The organism is Sphingobium chlorophenolicum, assembly GCF_000722875.1.
In the GTDB taxonomy this organism is placed as follows: Bacteria; Pseudomonadota; Alphaproteobacteria; order Sphingomonadales; family Sphingomonadaceae; genus Sphingobium; species Sphingobium chlorophenolicum.
This window is the reverse complement of sequence record NZ_JFHR01000092.1, coordinates 1-10,778: the sequence shown is the minus strand read 5'-3', so window position 1 is coordinate 10,778 and position 10,778 is coordinate 1. Positions and strand designations below refer to the sequence as shown.

The following is a 10,778-nucleotide window of genomic DNA, read 5'->3' as shown; positions in this document are numbered from 1 at the left end:
GATGGGGAGGAATAGGATAGGGGCGAGGGATTTAGGCGTGGAAGTGGGCGGTCAGGGCGTAGCGGTCGCCGGGGTAGAGCTGGCGGGCGTAGGTGATGCGTTCCTGCCCCCGCCAGGTCCAGCGTTCGAGGGCGAGGCAGGCGGTGTTTTCCGGGGCCTCCAGCTTTTTCGCGGTCGCGGGGTCGGCGTTGATCGCGGTGATGCGATGTTCGGCTTCGGTCCATGGGACATGGGCGAGCAGCCAGGAGCCGGGGGGTTCGGCGCTGAAGTCCACATCCGCCGCTTCGGGGACGGCGGAGAGATTGATCAGGCGATGTTCCAGCGCATAGGGCAGGTCCTCCGCGAAATGGCGGCATTGGATGGCGAGCAGTTCGCCGTCAGGGATGCGGAGGAGGGCCTTGTCTTCTTCGGTGGCCGGGCGGCGTTCGCGGTGGAGCAGGTCAAGTCGGTAGCTGAGGCCCTGTTCCATGACTTCGGCGCGGATGTCGGGGATTTCGAGCGCGGCGCGGTGGAAGCGCGGGGCGGAGACGAAGGTTCCGGCGCGCTTTCGGCTTTCCAGCAGGCCGGATTGCACGAGGGAGCGCAGCGCCTTGTTCACCGTCATGCGGGAGCAGGCATAGGCCGCCATCCATTCCGCTTCGGTGGGGATGCGGTGGCCGGGGCGCCATTCGCCGGACATGATGCGGCTTTCTATGTCGCGGCGGATGCGGTGGTGGAGCGGGGTCAATCGAGCAGGGCTTTCAGATGCTGGGCGTAGCGGGCTTCGATGGCGGGGCGGGCGTGGTGGTGGCCTGCGGTAACGCGCCTGACGCCCGCGCACCAGACGCTATCGATCTGGGCGCGGGCGAAGACCCAACTGTCGAGCAATGCGTCGCCGGAGCGGGCTGCGGTGGCGGGCTGGTCGCGGCGGAGGGTGACGATGTCGGCGCGCGCGCCGGGGGCTAGGGCTGCGGGGGGATGGCCCAGGGCTGGGGCAGCGTTTCGGGCATGGTGATAGAGGCTGGCGCCGGTGGATTGGTTGGGGGACGTGAGGAGGTTGCGGCCCTGATGGGTCAGGCGCTGGCCATATTCTAGCAGGCGCAGTTCGGCGGCGGCGTCGATTTCGACATTGGAGTCGGAGCCTATGCCGATGCGGCCGCCTTCGGCGAGGAAGGCGCTGGCGGGGAAGAGGCCGTCGCCCAGATTGGCTTCGGTGATGGGGCAGAGGCCGACGGTGGCGCGGCTGTTCGCGATGGCGCGGCGTTCGCTGTCGGTGATGTGGGTGGCGTGGATCAGGCACCAGCGTTGGTCGACCGGGACGTGGTCCAGCAGCCATTCGACGGGGCGCTGGCCGCTCCAGGCTAGGCAGGCTTCCACCTCGGCCTGTTGTTCGGCGATGTGGATGTGGATGGGGCCTTTTGGGGCAAGGGCGGTGATGGCCGCGAGTTCGTCCGGGGTGACGGCGCGGAGGCTGTGGGGGGCGATGCCCAGGGTGGCGTCGAGCGGTTTCAGGGCTTCCAGCAGGTGGACGAAGCTGTCGGGGGTGTGGAGGAAGCGGCGTTGGCCCGGCGTTGGGGGGGCGCCGCCGAAATCAGAGTGAGCGTAGAAGACCGGGAGCAGGGTCAGGGCGATGCCGGTGTCTTTCGCGGCTTCTGCGATCGCTTCGGCCATGGCGGCGGGGTTGGCGTAGGGGGCGCCTGCCGGGTCGTGGTGGAGATAGTGGAATTCGCCGACGCTGGTGAAGCCGCTTTCCAGCATTTCGGCATAGGCCAGCGCGGCGATGGCGTGGAGGCTTTCGGGGTTCAGGCGGTCGAGGAAGCGGTACATAGCTTCGCGCCAGGTCCAGAAGCTGTCGCTGCCCTGCCCTGCTATTTCGGTGAGGCCGGACATGGCGCGCTGGAAGGCGTGGCTGTGGAGATTGGGGAGGCCGGCGAAGGCGGGGCCGTGGCGTTCGTCGTCGGGTTCGGGGGGGATTCCATGAACGATCCGGTCAATTGACCGGCCTTTCAGAATCACTCTGACATCGGGGCGCCAGCCTTCGGGGAGGAGGGCTTGTTGGAACCAGAGCGCCATTTCGGTTTCCTATTTTGGGGGGTGGGCTGGAAGAGGCGTGACCTGCGCAGTTCCCCTCCACCACCGCCTTCGGCGGCGGTCCCCCTCCCCATCTTTCGATGGGGAGGAATGGGATGGGGCGGTCTGGACAAGGGTTGGTTGGTCCATTTATGTATATACATTATTGAGTCGGCGCCAGTGGAAATGACGATGCGGCCTGCCTGCGACAGAATCTGGACTCATGCGCGTCTTGCGACTTTGCGGGGTGGGGTTGTGGAGGGGGCGATTGGGGTGCGGGATGGGGTTATTTCCTATGTCGGCAGCGCCGAGAGCGCGCCCGATGCGGCGGAAGTGATCGATTGCGGGGGGCGGTGGATTACGCCGGGGTTGATCGATTGCCATAGCCATCTGGTGCATGGCGGGGACCGGGCGGCGGAGTTTGAGATGCGGCTGGCCGGGGCCAGCTACGAGGAGATTGCGCGGGCCGGGGGTGGGATTTTGTCCACCATGCGGGCTACGCGGGAGGCCAGCGAGGATGCGCTGGTCGAAAGCGCCCTGCCCCGGTTGGATGCGTTGATCGCCGAGGGCGTCACGACCGTCGAGGTGAAGTCGGGCTATGGGCTGGACCTCGACAATGAGATGAAGATGTTGCGGGCGGCGCGGCGGCTGGGGGATGAGCGGGCGGTTTCCGTCGCGACCACTTTTCTGGGGGCGCATGCCCTGCCGCCGGAATTTTCGGGCGATGCGGATGGCTATATCGACATGCTGTGTGCGGCCCTGCCGGAGATTGCGCCGTTGGCCGATGCCGTGGATGGGTTTTGCGAGGGGATCGCCTTTTCGCCCGTGCAGATCGGAAGGTTGTTCGCGGCGGCGCGGCGGTTGGGGCTGCCGGTGAAGCTGCATGCGGAGCAATTGTCGAACAGCCGAGGGGCGGAAATGGCGGCGGGGCATGGGGCCTTGTCGGCGGATCATCTGGAGCATCTGGAGGAGGCGGGGGTGGCCGCCATGGCGCGGGCCGGGACGGTCGCGGTGCTGTTGCCGGGGGCCTTTTACTTCATGCGCGATACGAAGGTGCCGCCGGTCGCGGCTTTGCGGCGGGCGGGGGTGCCTATGGCGATCGCCACCGACTGCAATCCGGGGACCGCGCCGCTGACGTCGCTGCTGCTGGCGATGAATATGGGGGCGACTTTGTTCGGGCTCACGGTCGAGGAATGTCTGGCCGGGGTGACGCGGGAGGCGGCGCGGGCGCTGGGGATGCTGGACCGGGTGGGGACTTTGGAGGTCGGCAAATGGTGCGACCTGGCCATCTGGGACATCGAGCGGCCTGCCGAGCTGGTGTATCGCATGGGGTTTAATCCGCTCCATGCGCGGGTGTGGAGAGGCATATGAAACTGGTTCCGGGCGAGGTTTCGCTGGGGCAATGGCGCGCCATTCATGAGGGCGCGGCGGTGGCGTTGGACCCGGCCTGCGCGCCGCGGATCGCTGCCGGGGCGGCGGCGGTGGAGCGCATATTGGCGCGGCATGAGCCGGTTTACGGGATCAATACCGGCTTCGGAAAGCTGGCCAGCGTCAGGATCGGCGATGATGATCTGGCGGTGCTTCAGCGCAATATCGTGCTGAGCCACGCGGCGGGGACCGGTGCCCCCTCCCCCGTGCCGGTGGTCCGGTTGATGATGGCGCTGAAGCTGGCGAGCCTGGCGCAGGGGGCTTCGGGCATTCGGCCGGGGACGGTGGCTTTGCTGGAGGCGCTGCTGGCGCGCGGGCTGGTGCCGGTGGTGCCTGCGCAGGGATCGGTGGGGGCGAGCGGGGATCTGGCTCCGCTGGCGCATATGACCGCCGCGATGATCGGGGTCGGGGAGATTTGGGTTGAGGGCGAGCGAGTGGCTGCAACCGATGCTCTGGCGCGGGCCGGATTGGAGCCGGTGGTGTTGGGGCCGAAGGAAGGGTTGGCGCTGCTGAACGGGACGCAGTTTTCGACGGCGAATGCGCTTGCCGGGCTGTTCGGGGCGGATCGGCTGTTTCGGACGGCTTTGGTGACGGGGGCCTTGTCGACCGAGGCGGCGAAGGGGACGGATGCGCCGTTCGATCCGCGCATTCACGCCTTGCGGCGGCATGCGGGGCAGATGGCGGTGGGGGAGGCTCTGGCGGCGTTGATGGCGGGGTCCGGCATTCGCGCTTCGCATCGGGACCATGATCCCCGCGTGCAGGACCCCTATTGTCTGCGCTGCCAGCCGCAGGTGATGGGGGCGGCGCTGGACGTGATGCGGGCTGCCGGGGCGATGCTGGAGACGGAGGCCAATGGGGTTTCGGACAATCCGTTGATCTTTGCCGATACCGACGAGGCGTTGTCGGGCGGGAATTTTCATGCCGAGCCGGTGGCCTTTGCCGCCGACATGATCGCGATGGCGCTGTGCGAGATCGGGTCGATTGCCGAGCGGCGGATTGCGATGCTGGTCGATCCGGCCTTGTCGGGACTGCCTGCATTTTTGACGCCCCGGCCGGGGTTGAATTCGGGCTTCATGATCCCGCAGGTGACGGCGGCGGCTTTGGTGTCCGAGAATAAGCAGCGGGCCTATCCGGCGAGCGTGGATTCCATTCCGACCTCGGCCAATCAGGAGGATCATGTGTCGATGGCGGCGCATGGGGCGCGGCGGTTGGCGGAGATGGTGGCGAATGCGGATGCCGTGATCGGGATCGAGTTGCTGGCGGCGGCTCAGGGGTGCGATTTTCATGCGCCTTTGCGGTCTTCCGAGGCTTTGGAGCGGGTGCGGGTGAGGCTGCGCACGCAAGTGCCGCATCTGGAGGAGGATCGGCATTTTCATGGCGATATGGAGGTCGCCAATGACCTTGTGCGGGGCGGGGCGGTTGTGGAGGCGGCAGGGCTGGACCTGCCAGGGGTGCTGTGACGGGCTGGCTGACGGTGGAGCGGGGTGAGGCTCCGCTGGTGGTGGCGGTGCCGCATGCGGGGATCGATCTGGTCGATGTCGAGGAGGCTTTTCGGTCGCCTGAGGTGGCGCGGCGGGATGCGGACTGGTGGGTGGATCGGCTTTACGGCTTTGCCGGGGATTTGGGCGCGACCGTGGTGCGGACGGCGGTTTCGCGCAGCGTGATCGATGTGAATCGCGATCCTTCGGGGGCCTCGCTTTATCCGGGGATGGTGACGACGGAGCTTTGTCCGACGACGACTTTCGATGGGGAGGCGCTTTATCCGAGGGATGGGCCGGATGCGGCGGAGATCGCGCGGCGGCGGGAGCGGTGGTTCGATCCCTATCATGCGGCGTTGGCAGGGGAGATTGACCGGTTGCGGGGGCGGCATGGGCGGGTGGTGGTCTATGACGCGCATTCTATCCGGAGCCGGGTGGCGCGGTTGTTTGAGGGGGAATTGCCGCTTTTTAATATCGGGACTTTTGATGGGGTTAGTTGTTCGCCTGCGCTGACTGAGGCGGTGCGGGCTGTTTGCGTGGGGAGCAGCCATGTGGTGGACGGGCGCTTCAAGGGGGGGTGGACGACGCGGCATTATGGCGCGCCGGAACGGGGCGTTCATGCGATCCAGATGGAATTGGCGATGCGGGGGTATCTGGATGAAGCGGGCGGGTGGCCGCCGGTTTTTGATGCTGGGCGGGCTGCGGGGATGATGGAGGTGTTGAGGGAGGTTTTGCGGGGGTGTTTGCGGTTTGCGGGTTCATTCCCCCTCCCGCAGGCGTTCAAACGAGGCACGTGACTCGTTTGAAGGGGTTAGGGGGTGGGCTGGCGCGACATCTGCGTTGTTTTGCAACGGTTAAGCCGGAAGCTCGCTGCGCTCGCGCCCACCCCCGGCCCCTCCCGCCTGCGGGAGGGGAGAAGAAACTTCTTCTTGAGGATGTTCGATGACACGGATCGATAATAAGCGGGTTGTTCGGGCTGCTACCGGCTCCGAACTGAGCGCGAAGAGTTGGTTGACCGAGGCGCCCCTGCGGATGTTGATGAACAATCTGCATCCCGATGTGGCGGAGCGGCCTGAGGAGTTGGTCGTCTATGGCGGGATCGGGCGGGCGGCGCGGGATTGGGAGAGTTATGACCGGATCGTCGCGGCGCTGACGCGGCTGGAGGAGGATCAGACGCTGCTGGTGCAGTCGGGGAAGCCGGTGGGGGTTTTTCGCACCCATGTGGATGCGCCGCGGGTGTTGATCGCCAACTCCAATCTGGTGCCGCATTGGGCCAATTGGGAGCATTTCAACGAACTCGATAAGCGCGGGCTGGCCATGTATGGGCAGATGACGGCGGGGTCGTGGATCTATATCGGCACGCAGGGGATCGTGCAGGGCACCTATGAGACTTTCGTCGAGATGGGGCGGCAGCATTATGGCGGCGACCTGTCCGGGCGCTGGCTGCTGACGGCTGGATTGGGGGGCATGGGGGGTGCGCAGCCCTTGGCCGCCGTGATGGCGGGGGCTTCCTGTCTGGCCGTCGAGTGTCAGCCGAGCCGGATCGAGATGCGGTTGCGGACGGGATATCTGGATGTGGCGGCTTCCTCCATCGAGGAGGCTTTGGAGATTGTCGGGAAGAGTTGTCGGGCGAAAAAGCCGGTTTCGGTGGGGTTGTTGGGCAATGCGGCGGAGGTCTTGCCGGAGCTTTTCCGGCGGGGGGTGCGGCCCGATCTGTTGACCGACCAGACCAGCGCGCATGATCCGGTGAACGGCTATCTGCCCGTCGGGTGGAGCGTCGCGGAGTGGGTCGAGCGGCGGGAGCGGGAACCGGAGGCCGTCGCCAAGGCTGCGCGGGCGAGCATGGCGGTGCATGTGCGGGCGATGCTGGATTTCATGCGCGATGGCGTGCCGACGACCGATTACGGCAATAATATCCGGCAGATGGCGAAGGATGAGGGGGTTGCGGACGCCTTCGATTTTCCGGGGTTCGTGCCTGCCTATATCCGGCCGTTATTCTGTCGGGGGGTGGGGCCGTTTCGGTGGGCGGCGCTGTCGGGCGATCCGGAGGATATTTATCGGACGGACGCGAAGGTGAAGGAGTTGCTGCCCGATGATGCGCATCTGCATCGCTGGCTGGATATGGCGCGGGAGCGGATTCGCTTTCAGGGGATGCCGGCGCGGATTTGCTGGGTGGGGCTTGGGGACCGGCATCGGTTGGGGCTGGCCTTCAACGAGATGGTGGCGAAGGGCGAGTTGAAGGCTCCGGTGGTGATTGGGCGGGATCATCTGGATAGCGGGTCGGTCGCTTCGCCCAATCGGGAGACGGAGGCGATGGCCGACGGGAGCGACGCCGTGTCCGACTGGCCCTTGCTGAATGCGATGCTGAATGTGGCTTCGGGGGCGACATGGGTTTCGCTGCATCATGGCGGCGGGGTCGGCATGGGATATTCGCAGCATGCGGGCATGGTGATCGTCGCGGATGGAACCGAGGCGGCGGCAAAACGCTTGGAACGGGTGTTGTGGAACGATCCGGCGACGGGCGTGATGCGGCATGCGGATGCGGGTTACGGGATCGCGCTGGATTGCGCGCGGGAGAAGGGATTGGACCTGCCGGGGATATTGGGGTGAGGTTGTTTCGGTTTTTTGGGTTTTGTGATGATTTCCTTTCATGATTGGGCGGGATTGGCGGGAAATTGAAACCCGTTTTCCAGGGGGGCGTGCGATAAGGCTTTCCTATGGCACATGCGGAACTGGCTTTTCCTGAGGGCGCGGCTGCGGACTGGACGGTTCCGCAGGATTGGGCGGCCTATACGCCCGACGAGCATGCGATGTGGGACCGGCTGTTCGAGCGGCAGGCGGCGATGCTGCCGGGGCGGGTCGTGCCGGAATTCATGGAAGGGCTGGATATATTGCGGATGACGCGGCCGGGGATTCCCGACTTTGCGGAATTGTCCGAGCGGCTGATGAAGCGCACCGGCTGGCAGGTGGTGGCGGTGCCGGGGCTGGTGCCGGATCGGGTGTTTTTCGAGCATCTGGCCAATCGGCGCTTTGTCGCGGGGCGGTTCATTCGCAAGCCTGAGCAGATCGATTATTTGCAGGAGCCGGACGTTTTTCATGACGTGTTCGGGCATGTGCCCTTGCTGACCCATCCGGCCTTTGCCGATTATATGCAGGCCTATGGCGAGGGCGGGTTGCGGGCCGATCATATGGGCGCGATCGATCATCTGGCGCGGCTTTACTGGTATACGGTGGAGTTCGGGCTGATGCGGCGGGATGGGGACTTGCGGCTTTACGGGGCGGGGATCGTTTCGTCCTTTGGCGAGTCCGTGTTCGCGCTGGACGATGCTTCGCCCAACCGGATCGGATTCGATCTGAAGCGGTTGATGCGGACCGAATATCGGATCGACGACTATCAGCAGACCTATTTCGTGATCGACAGTTTCGAGGATTTGCTGGCGAAGACTGCGGATGTGGATTTCGGGCCTGTCTATCGCGAGCTGGAGGGCGAGAGCGATCTGGCGCCCGATGCGGTGGCGGCGGGGGATCGGGTCTATCATCGCGGCACGCAGGATTATGCGCGGGCAAAGGCCCGGCAATGACAAGAGAGGATGCAATCATGGCTGACACCGCCAATCCGCTGGGGCTGAACGGGTTCGAGTTCGTCGAATTCACGTCGCCCGACCCCGACGCCATGGCGCGGCAGTTCGAGCAATTGGGCTTTGTGGCCAGCCATCGGCATCCGGTGAAGAATATCACCCGCTACAAGCAGGGGCGGATCAACCTGATGCTGAACCGGGACGATGCCGGGCGGGTGGCGGCTTTCCGGGGCGAGCATGGGCCGTCGGCGAGCGCCATGGCTTTCCGCGTGGCCGATCCGCAGGCGGCGATGCGCTGGGCGCTGGAGCATGGCGCCAAGCGGACGGATGAGGACGATACCGTCATTCAGGGGATTGGCGGTTCCTATCTCTATTTCATCCGGGATGGGGAGGATCTCTATGCGGACTGGGCGGAGTTTGCCGGCTGGCGGGAGGCCGAGGCCGCGAATAATGTCGGCCTGGATGTGCTGGACCATCTGACGCACAATGTCCGGCGCGGGCAGATGCGGGTGTGGAGCCAGTTCTACCAGACGCTCTTCGGGTTCGAGGAGCAGAAATATTTCGACATCAAGGGGCAGGCGACCGGGCTGTTCAGCCAGGCGATGATCGCGCCGGACCGGGCCATCCGGATTCCGCTGAACGAGAGTCAGGACGACAAGAGCCAGATCGAGGAATTCATCCGCCAATATCATGGCGAGGGGATTCAGCATCTCGCGCTGACCACCGGCAATATCTACGAGACAGTGGAGAAGTTGCGGGCGCGTGGGGTGCGGTTGCAGGATACGATCGAGACTTATTATGAACTGGTCGACAAGCGCGTGCCGGGACATGGCGAGGATCTGGAGCGGTTGCGGAAGAACCGGATATTGATCGACGGGTCGGTGGAGGATGATGAGGGGATATTGCTCCAGATCTTCACCGAAAATATGTTTGGGCCGATCTTCTTCGAGATTATCCAGCGCAAGGGGAATGAAGGGTTCGGGAATGGGAATTTCCAGGCCCTGTTCGAGAGTATCGAGCTGGATCAGATACGGCGTGGGGTGATTTCGGTGGAGGGGTGAGGGGTGCCCCGTCTGTTGGCTTAAGGGCGTCTCGCCCTCACCCTTCCGCCGTGCTGCGCACGGCTCCCTCCCTCTCCCGCTGGGAGAGGGAATGGTTTTTTGGGTAATCTGGACCGTTTTGGAGGGGGTTTTGCGTAGGCGGGAGGGGGAAATGCCTGTCGGGATTACGCAAAATCGCTTTTGCGCGGCGGGGATTTGCGCCGTTACGGTTGCTTCTTTCATGCCCTGACAATGCGCCCAAGGGTATGACTTCCTCCGGTTTTTGGGGGATCGGTCATGCGCCTGGGTTTGAAGGCAAAGCTGACGATTGGGGTCGGATTGACTGCGGCTTCGGCTTTCCTGGCGCTGGGGGTCAGGGAATTGCGGAAGGCGTCCGCCGCCACCGGGGAGAGCCGGGTCGCCGCGCCTGCCAAAGTGGCCGCGCCGACCGTGCTGCTGGTGCAGGCGGCGCGGGCGATCCGGACCGGGGAAACCATCACCGCAGACATGATCCACAACGCGGCCGGCGATCCGGCGCGCTTTCCCCAAGCGGCGACATCCGCCGAAGTGGTGGGGAAAGTCGCGACGCGGGACATAGCGATGCGCGCCCTGATCGCGCGGGACGCGGTGGGGGTGGAGAGCAATCTGGCCATCCGCGTGCCCATGGGGATGCGCGCCGTCAGCATCGATACGACAGCGGAAATCGCCGTGGCCGGGCTGGTGCGGCCGGGGGACCGGGTGGACGTGCAGGTGGTCTATCCCGGCGCGGACGCGATCAGCGGGGCGCGGGGGGCCGGGCGCAGCCGGGCGCAGGCCCTGCTTCAGATGGTGCAGGTGCTGGCGGTGGGCGAAGTGGTCGTCGGGGCGCGGCAGGCTTCGGGGGTGGAGGGGGCTTTGGCGTCCCCTCCCCCGCCTGCGCGGACGGTGACTTTGGCGCTGACGCCGGAGCAGGTTTCGGCGCTTTCGCTGGCAAAGAATATCGGGGCCTTGACCCTTTCGCTGCGCAATCCGGCGGATAGCGCGCAGGTGGCGGTGGCGGTGGCGGCTTCTGCGAGGGTTGAGGCGGCGGCGCCTGTTCCGGCGCGGGTGGTGCCTGCGCCTGCGCCTCGTGCTGTGGTTCGTCCGGCGGCTCATGCCATCGAGTTGGTGGTGGGGGAGCGGCGGGAGACCATCTATTCGGGGCTGTCTCTTTTACACCTCTGACG

Annotated in this window: 9 protein-coding genes; 7 read left to right on the top strand and 2 right to left on the bottom strand. The window is 65.4% G+C overall.

Features of this window, described 5'->3' with window-relative positions:
- Positions 1–31: 31 nt before the first annotated feature.
- Together hutC and BV95_RS21675 are read right to left on the bottom strand one after the other, a co-directional pair.
- Complete coding sequence (gene hutC, locus BV95_RS21680) at positions 32–727, bottom strand: histidine utilization repressor (RefSeq protein WP_037457228.1); 696 nt, start codon at positions 725–727, stop codon at positions 32–34.
- A complete protein-coding gene (locus tag BV95_RS21675) occupies positions 724–2,052 on the bottom strand; it encodes a formimidoylglutamate deiminase (protein ID WP_037457225.1) in 1,329 nt (442 codons plus the stop codon). Before BV95_RS21675 ends, hutC begins: the two co-directional genes overlap by 4 nt.
- A 189-nt stretch (positions 2,053–2,241) precedes the next feature.
- Here BV95_RS21675 and hutI point away from each other — a divergent pair, with 189 nt between their 5' ends.
- The 7 genes from hutI (at position 2,242) to cpaB (ending at position 10,776) form a co-directional block, all read left to right on the top strand.
- On the top strand, positions 2,242–3,420 hold the full coding sequence (gene hutI / locus BV95_RS21670) for an imidazolonepropionase (protein WP_174544436.1): 1,179 nt from the start codon (positions 2,242–2,244) through the stop codon (positions 3,418–3,420).
- On the top strand, positions 3,417–4,937 hold the full coding sequence (gene hutH / locus BV95_RS21665; protein ID WP_037457222.1) for a histidine ammonia-lyase: 1,521 nt from the start codon (positions 3,417–3,419) through the stop codon (positions 4,935–4,937). The genes hutI and hutH overlap by 4 nt, the downstream gene beginning before the upstream one ends.
- Entirely contained in the window at positions 4,934–5,752 is an 819-nt protein-coding gene (gene hutG, locus BV95_RS21660) for an N-formylglutamate deformylase (protein ID WP_037457220.1), read from the top strand. Before hutH ends, hutG begins: the two co-directional genes overlap by 4 nt.
- Before the next feature lie 145 nt (positions 5,753–5,897).
- A complete protein-coding gene (gene hutU / locus BV95_RS21655; protein WP_037457217.1) occupies positions 5,898–7,565 on the top strand; it encodes a urocanate hydratase in 1,668 nt (555 codons plus the stop codon).
- 107 nt (positions 7,566–7,672) lie between these two features.
- Positions 7,673–8,536 (top strand): phenylalanine 4-monooxygenase, encoded by an 864-nt coding sequence (gene phhA / locus BV95_RS21650; protein ID WP_037457215.1) that lies wholly within the window; start codon positions 7,673–7,675, stop codon positions 8,534–8,536.
- Positions 8,537–8,553: 17 nt separating this feature from the next.
- Positions 8,554–9,594, top strand: a complete 1,041-nt coding sequence (gene hppD, locus BV95_RS21645; protein ID WP_037457213.1) for a 4-hydroxyphenylpyruvate dioxygenase — start codon at positions 8,554–8,556, stop codon at positions 9,592–9,594.
- A gap of 276 nt (positions 9,595–9,870) precedes the next feature.
- Entirely contained in the window at positions 9,871–10,776 is a 906-nt protein-coding gene (cpaB, locus tag BV95_RS21640; RefSeq protein ID WP_037457210.1) for a Flp pilus assembly protein CpaB, read from the top strand.
- Positions 10,777–10,778: the final 2 nt, after the last annotated feature.

What these genes read in the sequence shown, in the direction of transcription:
- BV95_RS21675 (WP_037457225.1), bottom strand. Translation starts at nt 2,052, where the DNA reads ATGGCGCTCTGGTTCCAACAAGCCCTCCTCCCCGAAGGCTGGCGCCCC.
- hutI (WP_174544436.1), top strand. Translation starts at nt 2,242, where the DNA reads ATGCGGCCTGCCTGCGACAGAATCTGGACTCATGCGCGTCTTGCGACT.
- hutH (WP_037457222.1), top strand. Translation starts at nt 3,417, where the DNA reads ATGAAACTGGTTCCGGGCGAGGTTTCGCTGGGGCAATGGCGCGCCATT.
- hutU (WP_037457217.1), top strand. Translation starts at nt 5,898, where the DNA reads ATGACACGGATCGATAATAAGCGGGTTGTTCGGGCTGCTACCGGCTCC.
- phhA (WP_037457215.1), top strand. Translation starts at nt 7,673, where the DNA reads ATGGCACATGCGGAACTGGCTTTTCCTGAGGGCGCGGCTGCGGACTGG.
- hppD (WP_037457213.1), top strand. Translation starts at nt 8,554, where the DNA reads ATGGCTGACACCGCCAATCCGCTGGGGCTGAACGGGTTCGAGTTCGTC.
- cpaB (WP_037457210.1), top strand. Translation starts at nt 9,871, where the DNA reads ATGCGCCTGGGTTTGAAGGCAAAGCTGACGATTGGGGTCGGATTGACT.